Annotated in this window: 12 protein-coding genes; 1 reads left to right on the plus strand and 11 read right to left on the minus strand. The window is 47.6% G+C overall.

The features are described from left to right. Positions 1–45 precede the first annotated feature (45 nt). From BN161_RS03100 to BN161_RS03150, 11 genes are all read right to left on the minus strand, one after another. On the minus strand, positions 46–3,390 hold the full coding sequence (locus tag BN161_RS03100) for a glycosyltransferase family 117 protein (protein ID WP_044262979.1): 3,345 nt from the start codon (positions 3,388–3,390) through the stop codon (positions 46–48). 176 nt (positions 3,391–3,566) lie between these two features. Continuing rightward, the gene (locus BN161_RS03105) at positions 3,567–4,349 is read right to left on the minus strand and encodes a metal ABC transporter ATP-binding protein (RefSeq protein ID WP_044262980.1); all 783 of its coding nucleotides are present in this window, start codon (positions 4,347–4,349) and stop codon (positions 3,567–3,569) included. 23 nt (positions 4,350–4,372) lie between these two features. Further along, the gene (locus tag BN161_RS03110; protein WP_044262982.1) at positions 4,373–5,305 is read right to left on the minus strand and encodes a metal ABC transporter solute-binding protein, Zn/Mn family; all 933 of its coding nucleotides are present in this window, start codon (positions 5,303–5,305) and stop codon (positions 4,373–4,375) included. A gap of 34 nt (positions 5,306–5,339) precedes the next feature. Next, complete coding sequence (gene mnmD, locus BN161_RS03115) at positions 5,340–6,014, minus strand: tRNA (5-methylaminomethyl-2-thiouridine)(34)-methyltransferase MnmD (protein ID WP_044262984.1); 675 nt, start codon at positions 6,012–6,014, stop codon at positions 5,340–5,342. Positions 6,015–6,017: 3 nt separating this feature from the next. Next, positions 6,018–6,491, minus strand: a complete 474-nt coding sequence (locus tag BN161_RS03120; protein ID WP_044262986.1) for a YqaA family protein — start codon at positions 6,489–6,491, stop codon at positions 6,018–6,020. Next, the gene (locus BN161_RS03125; RefSeq protein WP_081743619.1) at positions 6,476–7,477 is read right to left on the minus strand and encodes a hypothetical protein; all 1,002 of its coding nucleotides are present in this window, start codon (positions 7,475–7,477) and stop codon (positions 6,476–6,478) included. The genes BN161_RS03120 and BN161_RS03125 overlap by 16 nt, the downstream gene beginning before the upstream one ends. An 81-nt stretch (positions 7,478–7,558) precedes the next feature. After that, the gene (gene purD / locus BN161_RS03130; RefSeq protein WP_044262988.1) at positions 7,559–8,827 is read right to left on the minus strand and encodes a phosphoribosylamine--glycine ligase; all 1,269 of its coding nucleotides are present in this window, start codon (positions 8,825–8,827) and stop codon (positions 7,559–7,561) included. A gap of 23 nt (positions 8,828–8,850) precedes the next feature. Continuing rightward, positions 8,851–11,061 (minus strand): S9 family peptidase, encoded by a 2,211-nt coding sequence (locus BN161_RS03135; protein ID WP_044263031.1) that lies wholly within the window; start codon positions 11,059–11,061, stop codon positions 8,851–8,853. After that, positions 11,045–11,644, minus strand: coding sequence for an ORF6N domain-containing protein (locus BN161_RS03140; RefSeq protein WP_044262990.1), 600 nt, complete (start codon positions 11,642–11,644; stop codon positions 11,045–11,047). Before BN161_RS03140 ends, BN161_RS03135 begins: the two co-directional genes overlap by 17 nt. A gap of 180 nt (positions 11,645–11,824) precedes the next feature. Beyond that, positions 11,825–13,330, minus strand: coding sequence for a THUMP domain-containing class I SAM-dependent RNA methyltransferase (locus BN161_RS03145; protein WP_044262993.1), 1,506 nt, complete (start codon positions 13,328–13,330; stop codon positions 11,825–11,827). Between the two features lie 143 nt (positions 13,331–13,473). Then, the gene (locus BN161_RS03150) at positions 13,474–14,373 is read right to left on the minus strand and encodes a serine O-acetyltransferase (RefSeq protein ID WP_044262995.1); all 900 of its coding nucleotides are present in this window, start codon (positions 14,371–14,373) and stop codon (positions 13,474–13,476) included. A 164-nt stretch (positions 14,374–14,537) separates the two neighbouring features. On the opposite strand from BN161_RS03150, the gene cysK reads away from it, so the two are divergent. Then, on the plus strand, positions 14,538–15,485 hold the full coding sequence (cysK, locus tag BN161_RS03155) for a cysteine synthase A (protein ID WP_007211556.1): 948 nt from the start codon (positions 14,538–14,540) through the stop codon (positions 15,483–15,485). The last annotated feature ends 800 nt before the right edge of the window (positions 15,486–16,285 follow it).

Genomic DNA, 16,285 nt, shown 5'->3' on the forward strand with positions numbered 1-16,285 from the left:
GGAATGCCACAATTGCTAATCACTAATCACCATCCGCTAATCACTTTATTTCATACGGTCAACACACATCTGATACAATTCGTTTAGCTTGTTGTCGTATATCGGAGCCAGTTCGGAATTATACTTCTGCATGAGCTTCACTTCTGAACTGAGGATAGGCAGATGATAGTCGACGATTTCACGGCTGGACATAGCAAAGCGTTGGTCGTCCAGGCTCAGATACCAGGTGAGGTATTCCACAGCCTTGTCGGCAAGTGCCTTCATTATGCTATCAGCTTTCTCCGTTTCGCCCAGTTGATAGTATGCTTCTGCCATTTGTACGGCACCATTCTGCCAGTCGTACGGCACATTGTAGGCAGGAATCATCTTCTCTGCATAGTCCAATGCTTTCTTGGCCTTGTCATTCTTGCCTTCACGTATCAACTGACCTACGAGTTGTGAGAAGATACGCCGGTGAGAATAGCACATACGCATGGCGTTTTCATCAATATAGATGCCTTCCTTGTCGATGCCACCGAACTTGAACTTGTTCATCAGGTTGTCATACATCTTTTCGCTATCCAGTTTGATGCCTGTCTTGTCGGTATCGAACGGGGTGAAGCGATAGGTGAGACCTTCCTGTATGAAGTGGTTGCCCATGCCGAGGTGGTTCTCCGTACCTACGCTGACTGCCATGTAGATAGGACGTTCCCAATTGGCTTCTGCCAGCATTTCAAGCATCATCAGTTCGCTTTTATAAAGGGCGCGTTTGCCTTTCAGTGAGATGTGCATGTAATCGGGGATACTGTCGCCCGGTATCATCATGCCGCTGCGGCGTACAGCTTCCTTATCCACCTTCAGTACGATGCTGTCCGTAGGAATTACTTTGAGATCTTCGTTTTTGCTGCGTACCCAATATTTCAGGATGTTCTGCAATTCGTACGGGTTTTCACCGAACTCTTTCTTCACATTCACCAGAGCTTCCGGGTTGCCGTTCAGTGCCTGCTTTTCTGCTTCGGCATAGAGGGCGTCGATGCTCTTCTTATAATCGGCCTGTACAGGAATGTATTCATTGGTTCCTTCCACGTAATCCATACGGTCCCAAGTGATGGGCAATGACGGAGAATCGTAGGCAGGACGCTTCATCTGGTCGATATACCAATCTGTCTGTAAGTAACTGAGGTTACAAGTACGTGCATCCGTGCGGAATCCTTCTGTTTCCTGATTGTACCACAAGGGGAATGTATCATTATCACCGTTGGTGAAGATAATCGGATTGCCGGTTTCTTGCAAAGACATCAGATAGTTCTGACCGAAGTCACGTGCCAGGTAGCGGTCGCTGCGGTCGTGATCGTCCCATGTCTGGCTTGCCATCTGTATGGGAACGAACAGGCAGACAACGGATGCCAGTGTTGCGGCCGGAAGTTCCTTCATCTTGGCGTAGTGTTGCAACAGGCGGATAATACCTGCCACACCCATACCTATCCAAATGGCAAAGGCGTAGAATGATCCGGCGTATGCATAGTCGCGTTCACGCGGCTGGCTCGGTGTCTGATTCAAGTAGAGCACAATGGCGATACCCGTCATGAAGAACAGGAAGAACACTACCCAGAACTGTTGAATACCCTTCTGTCCGCGGTATGCCTGCCATAAAAGGCCGATGATACCGAGCAGCAAAGGCAGACAGTAGAAGACGTTGTGTCCCTTATTGTTTTGCAGTTCCTGCGGCAACAGACTTTGGTCGCCCACCAGGAAGTTGTCAATGAATGGGATACCTGTGATCCAGTTACCATGTTCTATTTCTCCGCTGCCTTGCAGGTCGTTCTGGCGTCCGGCGAAGTTCCACATGAAGTAGCGCCAGTACATCCAGTTGAGCTGGTAGGTGAAGAAGAACTTGATGTTTTCCCATTGTGTGGGCATGTTCACCATCACCATTTGTCCGCATTGATCATAGGGGATGTCTTCGCCCTTAATGTCTACCCAGGCTTGATATTCCCTGGCGTGCTGACTGCTGTACATACGCGGGAAAAGCATATTCTGCGCGTATTCGTATTCGATACGTCCGGGGATTTCGATATAGCTGTCCTTTTCATCGGGAGTGGCTTTTTCCTTGCGGATAAATTTGGTTCCGTTGTACGAGATACGCGGTTCGCAATAGCCATCTTTCACATCAAGGGCTACTTTGGAAGAGAATGCCTGTCCGTAGAATAACGGGCGGGTTCCGTATTGTTCACGGCCCAGATATTCACCCAGCGTGAAGATGTCTTCGGGTGAGTTCTGATCCATGGGTGTGTTGGCTGTAGAACGGATCACGATAATGGCGTAGGAAGAATATCCGATGACAATCATCATGGTACACAACAGCGACGTGTTCAGCGTGCGTGCAGAAACACGGTATTTTTCTTTCATGCTTGCCTGCACCTTCGGACTGAGGTAGAAGTACAGGAAAGCGATAACAATAATACCTATAATTACAGCGCTCGTTCCGTGTCCGTAGAAGGGAATGCCCAGCAAGGCAATCGTCAGTACGAAGGAGATGGACATCCGCATTTTGTTCTTTTCCGTGTAGCTTTCGTATATACCCCAGATAATGGAGGCTGCCAATACAATGATGTAAACCATTACACCGCTGTTGAAAGACATTCCTAGCGTATTCACGAAGAACAGTTCGAACCAGCCGCCTACTTTTACAATACCCGGTACCATGCCATAAAGTACGGCGGCAACCAGAATGCCCGAAGCGAGCAATGCCAGTAATGAACCTTTAGCATTTGCGTTGGGCGCTTTCTTGTAATAGTAAACCAGTACGATGGCGGGCAAGCAGAGCAAGTTCAGCAAGTGTACACCGATACTAAGTCCCGTCAGGTAAGCGATGAGGATAAGCCAGCGGTCGCTGTGAGGTTCGTTCGCCACATCCTCCCATTTCAGTATCAGCCAGAATACAACGGCTGTGAAAAGAGAAGAGAATGCGTAAACTTCACCTTCGACGGCACTGAACCAGAAGGTGTCACTGAATGTATATGCCAGCGCACCTACCAGACCGCTACCCATGATGGTAATCAGTTGTCCGCGGGTAATATTATTCTCATCTGTAACAACAAGTTTGCGCACCAGATGCGTGATGCTCCAGAACAGGAACAGGATACAAGCGCCACTCATCAGTGCACTCATATAGTTTACCATTTTGGCAACGGTGCTCGGGTCAGAAGCAAATTGTGAGAACAGGTTGGCTACCAGCATGAAGAAAGGTGCTCCGGGCGGGTGTCCTACTTCCAGTTTGTAGCCGGTAGTGATGAACTCCGGGCAGTCCCAAAAACTTGCAGTCGGCTCAATAGTCATGCAATAGACCGTGGCTGCAATGATGAAAGTAATCCAACCCACAAGGTTGTTTACGGTTCTGTACTGTTTCATTCGGAAAGAATTCGTTATGTTTTTTAAGTTATAGCTCTGTATTTTAGTATATACGGCCGCAAATATAGTGATTTAACTGCTAAATGCGTGGAGGTAAGGCATATTTATTAGGATAGGTTAAAAGATATACATTGATTTTTTGTAGAGAAAAGTTTCAAATATTATAGCTCTGATGTTTAATGTTCGCAATTGCAGCATCCACATTCGTCTCCATGTTTATGCTCTGCCAATATACGATGGGGCAGTGCTCCGTGCCCTAATAACTCTATCGGACAATTAAAGTTCCGTTCCAACCATTCTTCACTTATACCCGTGTCGGGATGATAATCCAGTGTTTCATTCACGCAGGCGATGGACTTCACTTGTTGTAGTACTGTGCCGATATCATGGCTGACAAGAATGATGGCGCAGTCGTGGTTAATCTCTGCCAATAGTTCGTAAAGGCGGGCTTCGAAACGCTTGTCGATATAGGTACTGGGTTCGTCTAGGACAACGAGTTGAGGATCGGAGATGATGGCACGCCCCAGCAAAGCACGTTGCAATTGTCCGCCGCTTAGTGCACCGATGGCACGTTCTTCCAATCCTTCCAATCCCATGCGGGCAATCACTTGGCGGGCTTTCTCCCGATGTGCTGCGGTGAAGCGTGAAATAAGTGACTTTTGCGAGCTGAGTCCGGAAAGGATTACTTCTTCCACTGTAATGGGAAACTTACGATCTATACTGTTGTATTGTGGCAGATATCCCATTTTGAGTGCTCGTCCACCTCTATAAAGAATTTCCCCTCCCGTAGGTTTCAACAGACCGAGTATACATTTGATGAGAGTTGTTTTTCCGCCGCCATTAGGGCCGATGATGCCCAGAAAGTCCCTGTCGTAAACGGTGAGGTTTACGTTGCGTAATACCGTGCGGCTGTCATAGCCGGCACTGAGATTCTTTATTTCAATAAGAGGCGTACCCATTTGTTTACTGCTTGACGATGTCTTTAGTTCTTAACGACCAATTCCTTGGCAATGTTCAACATTTCTTCTTCCCAATCGTAAGAAAGCGGATTGATAGGGATTACCTTCGTTCCCGTCTGTTTGGCAATAATCTCTGCATTGCGACGGTCAAATTCAGGTTGCACGAAGATAACACGGACTTTCTCTTTTTTACAAGTGTCTATCAGATTCTTGAGGTGGGAGGGAGAAGGCTCTTTACCATTTTCTTCGATGGAAATCTGATGCAAGCCGTAGTCGCGGGCAAAGTAAGATAATGCCGGATGATAAATCATGAAAGCGCGGTCCGCATTGGGGGCCGACAGCATGTGACAAATAAGGCTATCGGTATGTTCAATCTGGTTGCAGAGACTTTGGTAACGCTCCATATAGACTTCTTCATTGCCTTTGTCGATGGCGCACAGTGCATTTACGATATTTCCGGCAATAATCTGTGCATTATAGGCAGAACTCCAAACGTGCGGTTCCACACCAAAAAGATGCTGATGCTCATCGTCTTGGATGGAATCGTGGGCGTGAGGTTCATCGGCATCGTGATGATGATGGGCGTGTGAGGAATCATAAATCAGGTCGATGCCTCGGGAAGTATCGAAGAATTGCAGGTGCGGAGCGTTATCCGTCAGCTTGTCCATCCAGGTTTGTTCAAAACCGATATAGCCGATCCGGAAGTAGGCTTTGCTCTTGGCAAGATCTACGAGTTGCTGGGGGGTAGGATCGTAGGTTTCCGGACTACTCCCTTTGGGAACCATGCTGATAACATTGAAGTTATCGCCTGCAATGGCTTCGGTGAAATAGCGTAATGGCTCAATAGTGACGGTGATGACGGGTTTATCGCCTTCACTCTTATTATTTTGGACGCTGCTGTTCTTGCAGGATGCGGCGAGCAAGGCAGCGAGGATGTATAGGAATGTTCGTTTCATTATTATATTTATGGTTTTTATAATTGATTACTCTTTATGGTTTCTCTTTCGTTGCCCTCAGTATCTCCCGCTTTCCCCCCGGAGGTCCCGGAAGGCGCTCCACACGGAAGCCCACAGCTTGCAACATACGGCGGATGACACCTTTGGCGCAATACGTCGTCAATATTCCCCCTGTATTTATATAAACGTAAAGAGAGCGAAATAATTGCTCGTTCCACATTTCTGGTTGCTTTTCAGGGGCGAAAGCATCGAAGTAAACGACGGAGGGGGAAAATGAAGAATTAACCACTCTTAATTCTTCATTAATCACTGTATTCGCATCTCCTTTTATCTTCCGCAGGGTGAAGTGCGGGGATATTTTTACATCTTCTTCCCACGGGGCGGTGTGCAGCTGCTTGAACAGCGGGTTATTGCTATATCCTAGTGCATCGACTTCTTCCCAGGCAAGGGGATAGAGCTCGATACCGGTATAATGTACGGGACGCGCATCCTGTTCGGCAACTTCCAATGTGAGCAAGGCATTCAGTCCGGTGCCGAAGCCTATCTCAAGAACGTGCGGTTGCGGTGCGGCAGAGGCTTTCAGGCCCATGTCGATAAAGATATGCTGCGACTCTGTACGCGCCCCTTTCACCGAATGATAATGTTCATCCAGTTCGGGCACAAACAGTGTTGCGCTTCCATCTTCCGTACGTTCTATAATTCGTTTCATAACTTAAAACATAGATATTACTCCCTGCAATGCCAGCAGCATCACGGCATACCGTATCAGCTTTCCGGCAAACATGGACGAAGTAGTCAGCCATACATTGCTGCGCATGAAACCCAGTGCAATGGCAATTACTTCGCCCACAAAGGGCAGGAATGCGAAAAAGCCCATCAATGCTCCTTTACCTTGAAGGAAAGTCTGCATCTTGTCTACTTTTTCTTTTTTTACTTTGAAATATTTCTCTATCCAGACTACGTTACCCAGACGCCCCATGTAGTAGCACGTCATACCGCCAATCGTATTACCCAACGTGGCGAAGAATACACACATCACCGGACTGAGCCCTACCTTTACCAGTGCTATCATCACCAGTTCCGAACTGAACGGAACGATGCTTCCTGCCAGTAAGGCGGAGATAAATAAACCGAGATAGCCCCAGTCTATCAAGAGTTGAACCAGTGAGTCTACAAAAGCATCCATACGTTAAATCCGAATAAGAGTATAAGCCCGGCAAGGGCACAAATGAAAAACACATTAGAAGCCCGACTGTTCGTCAGTACCACGAAATGTCCTGTCAGGATGCTGACGCCTATCAGCAGCAAGGGCAGGAGATGAAACGTTTGTGCCGGTTGCAACAGGATATAAACGAAGATGCAGAACGTCAGGAAAATAAGGAAATGCAGATAGCTGCGGGTACGTATCTTATCTTCGTAACCTGCCACCAGGCAGTGAACGGAGCTTACTATGAACAACAGGAACAAATAGCCCAATGTAGCGATTTCCCATAATGGGAAGTTCCATAAAGTAATGGGATGGAACGTCACCAGTTCGATGAACGGCTGATAGAATAATTCTATTTCACCATAGAAGTAGGCATGTCCAAACAGGAACCAATAGGGTAGTGTCCAACCGATCAGACCTCCGAAAAAGCTCTTAGGAGTGAGTGCCTGGAAACTGTATGCACCGATCCAGAAAAGGGGAATGAACAATGTCAGTTGCGGGAAGAACAGACTGCCCGTCCCGATAAACAGGAACGAGTAGAACATGGTGCCCGCCGGACGTGGATGTTGATAGCCCTTGAACAGGAAGAACAAGGATATCAGAAACGCTGTCGAGGCAATGTCTCCGGCATATAACTGGTGCATGGCAGGACAGACAGATATCAGCAGGAAGTAAATGGCTGTCTGCACGGATGCCCGCATACGGATAATGGCGAAGGTGTTGTTCAGCTCTATCAGGAAGTAACCGATTATACCGTAAAGCAGAAAGCTTAGGGGCGCACTTGCCCATGTCGGAATCCAATTGTTGTAGATGGTTTCCCACAATGGGTAATTGCTTTTCATCACTGGAATCTCGGGTAATAAGATGGAAGTCAGTACCCAGCAGAACAGTGATAGAAAGATAGCAGCGGGGAGGGTGAAGCGCCCCGCTGTAATCCGGTTCTGTAATCGTTTACTTCGTATCATATACTAACAATGTGGTAAGGTGATAATGTGGTAGAGTGATAACTTACCACATTATCACCTTACCACATTATCACTTTTTCTTTAGAGATCGAATCCGATGTCGCGGCGGAAATACTTCTTGTCGAAGTGGATCATATCCGCTACTTTATAACTTTTGGCAAGGGCTTCTTCCTTGGTTTCACCATACGAACATACGGCAATCACGCGTCCGCCGTTCGTTACCACTTGTCCGTCTTTCATTGCGGTTCCGGCATGGAAGAGGATGCTGTCCGTGGCTGCTTCAAATCCGGTCATCACTTTGCCCTTTTCGTAAGCTTCGGGGTATCCACCGCTGACAAGCATGACACAGGCGGCTGTCCGTGGGTCTATTACCAATGTCTTGGTGTCGAGGTTGACATCGCGTACACCTTCCAGAAGTTCTACAAAGTCGCTTTGTATACGCAACATGACGCTTTCTGTCTCCGGATCGCCCATACGGACGTTGTATTCTATCACCATCGGTTCGCCTTTCACACGGATCAGGCCGAGGAAGATGAAGCCTTTGTAAAGGATGTTTTCTTCCTGCAATCCGCGGATGGTAGGTTCGATGATGCGGGTGCGTACCTTTTCCATGAATACCTCATCGGCAAAGGGGACAGGAGTTACACTTCCCATGCCACCGGTATTCAGGCCTTTATCGCCTTCACCGATGCGTTTGTAATCTTTGGCAACAGGTAAAACCTTATAGTTCTTGCTGTCTGTCAGCACAAATACGGAGCACTCTATACCGCTGAGGAATTCTTCGATAACAACTGTGGCGCTGGCCTGACCAAACATACCGCCGAGCATTTCTTCCAGTTCCCGCTTGGCTTCTTCCAGTGTAGGGAGAATGAGTACACCTTTTCCGGCGCATAGACCGTCGGCTTTCAGCACGTAGGGAGCTTCGAGGGTTTCGAGGAAAGCAAGGCCTTCGTCCAGATTAGCAGCAGTGATGCTTTTGTAACGGGCGGTGGGAATACCGTGACGTTCCATGAAGCCTTTGGCGAATTCTTTGCTGCCTTCCAGTTGCGCACCTTTAGCTGTAGGGCCGATGATGGCAATATGTTGGGTGGAAGCATCTCCGGTAAAGCTGTCGTAGATACCTCCTACCAACGGATCTTCGGGACCTACCACGATCATGTCTATCTTTTGTTCTAAAGCGAAGGCTTTCAAGGCAGGGAAATCGGTTGCCTTGATGGATACGTTCTCGCCTACCGCACTGGTGCCGGCATTACCGGGGGCGATAAAAAGTTTCTCTACTTTCGGGCTTTGGGCTATTTTCCATGCCAGGGCATGCTCGCGGCCGCCGCTTCCTAATAATAATACTTTCATCTTTATATTTCTTTTAATTGTAATCACTTATTTCCTAAATACTCTTCAAAATACCGTGTTATCTTCTCATGCAAATGCACCCGGTCACGTCCCATGACATTATGCTTATGTGTGGGATAGATAAACAAGTCCGGATATGTGCGTGCATCCACACAAGCCTTTATGAACGAAAGTGTGTGTTGAGGCACACAAGTGTCGTCATGGTCGTCGTGAATCAGCAATAGATGCCCTTTCAGATTGCCGGCAAGGTTTTTCAGGTTGCACTTCTCGTAGCCTTCCGGATTGCTCTGCGGCGTATCCATATAGCGTTCTCCGTACATGATTTCATAATATCCCCAGTCAATGACCGGACCGCCTGCAACGCCTACCTTGAATATCTCGGGATAGCGGAGCAGCAATGCCGTAGTCATGTGTCCACCGAAACTCCATCCGTGCACGCCGATGCGGTCAGCGTCTACGTAAGGCAGGCTTCTCAGGAATTCGGCACCCTTCACCTGGTCTTTTCCTTCTTCGATGCCGAGGTTGCGGAAGGTGACGTTCTCAAATGCCAGCCCGCGGTTTTCACTGCCGCGATTGTCGAGGGTGAACATGATATAACCTTTGTTTGCCATGTAGATGTCCCAGCCACGTGCACCGTTCTGCCATCCGCTGGTAACCATCTGTGCGTGCGGGCCTCCGTAGACGTAGATGATGGCGGGATATTTCTTTGCCGGGTCGAAGTCTGCAGGTTTCACAAGGCGGTAGTAAAGGTCGGTCACGCCGTCGGCTGCCTTGATGGTGCCTGTTTCGATGCTGGGCATGGTGAAGCCTTCAAACGGATTTTTGGCTGTCAGCAGATTGATGCTTTTGCCGTTCTGAGTGGACATGAGGTTGATGCTGCGCGGCATTTCAGGGCTGGACCAAGTGTCGATGAGATAGTTGCCGCTGGCACTCAGTGTTCCGCGGTGTACGCCCTTGCCGTTGTCCAGCGGGGTAATCTTTCCGTTGTTTGCGTTCACCTTATATATATTGCTTTGCAGTGGTGACTCTTTGGTGGCGGTGAAGATGATTTCTTTCTTCTTTTCATTGAAACCGAGCACATCTTGCACAAGCCAGTTGCCTTGTGTCAGTTGCTTCACTTTGCAGCCTTGGCGATAGGTGCCTCCTGCTGCTGCGGAGTGCGTTTCGGGATAAGCCAGGGTTTTGGTATCAAACAGATACAGATGATTGTAACCATCGCGTTGGCTTTGGTAGATGAACTTGCTGCTGTCCCACGGCAGGAAAAGGATAGGGTGTTGCGGCTCCACATATTTGGGATGCTTCTCTTCCAGATAGAAGGTGTTTATCCGTTCGCCTGTCTCAGCGTTGTACTGGCAGAGTTGAGCATGGTTCTGGTCGCGGTTCAGCTCAATGAGATAGAGACTTTTGGCATCCGGTGCCCAACTGATATTGGTGAAGTAACGATCCGTGGGGTCGCCCGCGTTCAGATAGATGGTCTTCTGAGTTTCGGGGTTGTAGATGCCTATGGTTACCTTGTGGCTCGTCATGCCTGCCATTGGGTAGCGGACATTGTTCAGTTCGCCTACCCGTGTGGTGATGTCTACCAGTGGATATTGCGTCACCATGCTTTCGTCCATGCGGTAGAAGGCGAGCAGATTGCCTTGAGGGCTCCAGTAAGTTCCTTTGCTGATGCCGAACTCGTTGCGGTGTACGCTTTGTCCGCATACGATGCCGTCGGGTTCGCTGGTTATGGCGGTGTCGTTCACGAAAAGATTATTCTTGATAGTGTAGGCCACATTGCCGCTCGCGATATGATAATCTTTATTGGCACTCTCCTTCGGGAAATCCCGTTTGCTGATAATCTTGTCCGCTTCCCAGTCATAAACGGTGTAGCTTCCGGGCAGGGTGATGAGCATCTGCGTTCTATCAGCCCAAGGCAAGCTCACTTGACTCAGATGTCTCAGTTTGCCCAGCTTTTCCTGTTCCAGGGTCCGGTTGATTTTCTCGCGCGTCACGAGTAGAACTTCTTTTCCGGTTTTTGGGTTTATTGCCAGTAAGGAGTCTATTCCGGGCTTGATGCAGGTGTCTCCCCACCATTGCACTCCATAGAGGTTTTCAGCAAAGCGATAGGTTTCTCCGCCGGGGATCAGGTCTTCCAGCGTCGGTTTCTTTAAATCTTGTGCCATAACGTTTGTTGTGAAGAGAGTGGGTAACGCCAATAGCGCTATTCCCATCCATTTACTGATTATCTTCATGTTCATAGTCTTTTGTTTCATTCTCTTTTCTGAATCCTTTTATTTCTATTCTGCCCATCGGAGTGCTTTTCACTTGTATTGCGGCGCTCAGCTTTGCAAAGGCGGAGAAAAGTTCGTCGAATTGTTTCTCGTAACTGTCTCTGTCGGAAGTAACGTCTTCTTCCAGATATTCAATGCGTTCTCTTAGTTCATCAAGCTCCTTCTTGGGGGCGTGGGAGAGGAGATATTGACGCATGTGGACGAAGGCACGCATGATGTTGATGTTGACTTCGATGGCTTTGGGGCTCCGGAGGATGCCGGAAAGCATGGCGACACCTTGTTCGGTGAAGGCGAAAGGGGCGTAGCGAAACCAATCGTTTGATAAGGTTCCATTTTGGAACCTTATATTGGATATCAATGACTTAGCTTCATATTCAGTGAGTCTAAACATGAAATCTTCCGGAAAACGTTCAATGTTACGTCTTACTTGTTCTTTTAGACGCTTTGTTTCTATCTCATACATCTCCGCTAAATCAAAGTCCAGCATCACCTTCTGACCTCTGATTTCGTATATCTTATTCTCTACAATAATTAGATCATCCATTTATGCCTTGTTCTTTTAAGGTCGCAAATTGCGACCTTATATTGTCTACCAATAAGTTATCTTCTACTTCCTAGTCTGAACTCCCACTTTGAAATATCAAGCTGATACTCGTAACTTATCTCTTTTATGTCTTGTAAGTTTAAGGTGCCAATTTGGAACCTTATACTGTTTATCAGCAACTTACTCCCCGTCTTCCCTCTTTCTCGGCTTAAACTCCCTTTTCGGCTTAAACTCCCCGCTTCCTCCCGGACGGCGTTCCCTGTCGAACGGTTTCCGTTCTCTGTCTCCATCCTTGCGGAATTCCCTTGGCTTGAACTCACCTCTCGGTCTGTCTTCTCTCGAACCAAACTCACGGGGTTTGCTGTCTCTCGGTCTGAACTCTCTCGGTCTGTCGTCTCTCGATTTGAACTCGCCCGGTTTGCGCGGTTCTCTTGGTTTGAAATCCCGTCCTTCTCCCCTCGGTTTGAATTCCCTCGGTTCTCTTGACTTGAAGCCGGATTCTCCGTTTTCGTCTCCCTCTTCGCCTTCACCTTCCTGTTTCTTGAATTCCTTGTATTTACCGTCGAAAATCTCGTATTTACGGAATTCACATTCCAGTGCACCGTTGAACAGAGGTATTTTGGCAGTCGGTTTCAGTCCTATCTGGTCGAAGCACTCTTCACGATAAGAGAGCACCCATGCCGTGTTTCCGGTGAAAGCGTGTTTCAGACGCTCGCCTATCATCTGATACAGTCCCAGCAGATTATTGGTAGAAATACGTTCCCCATAAGGCGGGTTGGTGATAATCATGGACTTTTCCGCCGGCTGTTCAAACTGCTGGAAGGGCTGCAACTTCAAGACAATGTCTTTCGATACACCTGCTGCCTTGATGTTGTGCGTTGCTATTTCGTTGGCCTGCGGATTATTGTCGTATCCGTATATCTTATGTGTAAACTCACATTCCTGACTGTCATCGTTGTAAATCGTATCGAATAAATCCTGGTCGAAATCATTCCACTTCTCAAAAGCAAATTCCTTACGGAATACTCCCGGAGCAATGTTACGTGCAATCAGTGCCGCCTCAATGGGGATGGTACCCGAACCACACATCGGATCAATCAAGTCACATTCTCCTTTCCAGCCCGTCATGAGGATCATTCCGGCAGCCAGAACTTCGTTCAACGGAGCCTCTACCGCTTCCTGGCGATAACCGCGGCGGTGTAGTGACTCACCCGATGAGTCGAGCGAAAGCGTACACGTGGTTTGTGCAATGTGTATATTCAGCAGTACATCCGGGCGGTTGATTCGTACGGACGGACGTTTGTTGAATTTCTCGCGGAAATAATCTACAATGGCATCTTTTACTTTATAAGATACAAACTTGGAGTGACGGAATTCTTCGCTGAACACAACGGCATCTACAGCAAATGTTTTCTCCACATTCAGGATGTTTTCCCAGCTGATAGCTTTGATTTGTTCATAGACTTCATCAGCATCTTTGGCAGTGAAGTTCTTGATCGGTTTCAGGATACGGATTGCTGTGCGCAAGCAGAAATTTGCCTTGTACATCATTTCCTTGTCTCCACTGAAAGACACCATGCGTCGGCCTATTTCTATGTCGTTTGCCCCTAATGCAGTCAGTTCTTGCGCCAGTACTTCTTCCAGACCTTGAAAGGTTTTGGCGATCATTTGAAATTGTTCGTTCATCTATTTATTACTGTTTGACTATTCTGTTTTTTATATTAATTCTCTCTATTATCGGCAGATTATTGCATCTATATATCCTACGTGTGGCATCTATATATCCTGCGTGCGGCATCTGTACACCCTGGAACTCGGCTGTTGTTGATTCATTTTTTCGCCTTGGTTTGTACGATCCTTGCCCCTGCCGGCACATTCTCTGTTACCCAAATGTTACCGCCCACCGTGGCGCCCTGTCCGATAGTGATGCGTCCCAGGATGGTGGCATTTGAATAGACGATGACATTGTCTTCCAGTATCGGGTGGCGTGGGATGCCCTTGATCGGTTTACCGTCCGCATCCAATGGAAAGCTCTTGGCACCCAGAGTTACGCCTTGATACAACTTCACGTTATTTCCGATGACGCACGTCTCCCCAATTACAACACCCGTTCCGTGGTCTATGGTGAAGTGGCTGCCGATGGCGGCACCCGGGTGAATATCGATTCCTGTTTCGCTGTGGGCCATTTCAGTGATGATACGCGGAATAAGGGGCACACCGAGTTTCAGTAACTCATGCGCAATGCGGTAATTGCTGATGGCACGTATGGCGGGATAACAACTGATTACTTCTCCGAAACTGTGTGCTGCCGGATCTCCATTGTAGGCGGCTGCCACATCAGTGGCCAGTACACGGCGCATTCCCGGCAAATTGCTGATGAATTTAGCGGCAATCAGTGCCGCTTCTTCACGCTGAAGTTCAGTGCAGCAGGTACATTCTCCGTTTCCGGTGAAGCAAAGACCTGCAAGTACCTGACCGGTCAGCAAGTCGAACAAGCGTTCGATGTTTACGCCGATGTGATATTTGATGGTGCGGCTGTTGACTGTGGAATTACCAAAATAACCGGGGAAGAGGATGGCACGCGATAGCTCTACAATATCTTGCAGTGCCCTAGCCGAAGGCAATGGAGTGCCGTCCGTGTGCTGATGAAACAGTCCTTTGTAAGATGAGCTTTCCGATAGTTCATCGACTGCCTGTGTCAAAATGTGAGTAAAGTTCAATGGACTCATTGGGATATCCTTTTTATAATAAGGTGGGTACAAAGGTAACTATTCTCAGCGAAAATCCCTCATTTGTAGTATGAAAATCCCACAAATATGGTATTTCCTATGAACCGTTAACCCTCTATCTTTGTCATTTAGAAAGAAGAGTATAATTTAAAACCCAATATGTTATGAAAAAGATAGCAAAACAGCTCACGGATCTGGTGGGCAACACTCCCCTGATGGAGCTGAGTAATTACAATAAATCAAAGGGGCTGAAAGCCCGTCTGATCGTGAAACTGGAGTCATTCAATCCTGCCGGAAGCGTGAAAGACCGCGTGGCACTGGCAATGATTGAAGATGCCGAGACTTCCGGTTTGCTGAAACCCGGAGCGACTATCATAGAACCTACCAGTGGAAACACCGGAATAGGACTTGCATTTGTAGCCGCTTCAAAAGGTTATAAGTTGATTCTCACCATGCCCGATACCATGAGCGTTGAGCGTCGCAACTTACTGAAAGCCTTGGGTGCCGAATTGGTGCTTACGCCCGGTGCCAATGGTATGAAAGGAGCTATTGCCCGTGCTGAAGAACTGAAAGCAGCTACACCCGGTGCAGTGATTCTTCAGCAGTTTGACAACCCCGCAAATCCTGCCATGCACGAACGTACTACAGGACAGGAAATCTGGCGGGATACGGAAGGTCATGTTGATATTTTTGTTGCCGGTGTAGGGACTGGCGGAACGGTAAGTGGAGTAGGCGCTGCCCTGAAAAAACATAATCCGGCTGTAAAGGTGGTAGCGGTAGAGCCGACCGACTCTCCTGTACTTTCGGGAGGTGCTCCGGGAGCACATAAGATACAAGGTATCGGTGCCGGTTTTGTTCCCAAGAACTACAATCCGGCAGTAGTGGATGAAATATTGCAGGTAACAAATGACGATGCTATCCGTACAGGACGCGAGTTGGCGCAGAAAGAAGGCTTGCTGGTAGGTATATCTTCCGGGGCGGCAGTCAGTGCAGCCACTCGTCTGGCACTTCTTCCGGAGAATGAGGGGAAAACTATTGTTGCATTATTGCCGGATACAGGCGAACGGTATCTCTCAACGTTGCTATATGCATTTGATGAATACCCGCTGTAGAATATAACTTAATTTAGGGTTCGCAGGCGGAAATATGTTCATTCCCGGAAAGTAATGAGCTAAATGATAATTTAGGGACGGCAGGCTGAAAGCCTGATATTATATAGCGTAGGGCATCGCCCTACGTATTGATTACGCTCTCTATCTTAAGCCCTGAAGGGGCGCAATAAAGATGTTATACCCGGTTTCGCCCTTTATTCCCTTCGGTCATGACACCTTTCTTATTTATACATTAAAGTACGTTCAGGGCTCCTGTAGTGGGGAGATGCTATTACGTAGGGCGATGCCCTACGCTATATAATATCAGGCTTTCAGCCTGCACACGATAAATCCCCATTTAATTCATAACCGTATAGAAAGGATTCAAATGACAAGCAGTACTATCCCGTCATCCAGCTCGTTTGTTCTCCATATTTACTTCCATTAGTTGAATTTATTTGTCAGTTATCGTTTTGTACGGAGATATGGGATAATGATGTCTGGATCGAGTATTTCTCCATCGTGTGGTGCTTGATGAAAAAGAATGCAAGGAATCCTTGTTGGGGAAATACAAATAGAAAGCGCATGTGGATAATAAAAAGAATATTGCATAGTAATACTCTTGTAAAAGACTCAAAATACCTGTTTAAGGTGAATTTTTAATCAAATAGACTTTTTGGAAACGAACGGAATATACCGGAAAATAGCGGATAAAACCTTTTTCAGAGGAAACTTACGCTCATATTTCGGGCAAAATTACCTTTTATCCGGTAGGGCTACACCCTTTCGGGCAAATGGTGTAGCCCTTTTAGCCGCAACCT

The sequence above is a fragment of the Bacteroides timonensis genome (assembly GCF_000513195.1).
GTDB classification, from domain to species: Bacteria; Bacteroidota; Bacteroidia; order Bacteroidales; family Bacteroidaceae; genus Bacteroides; species Bacteroides timonensis.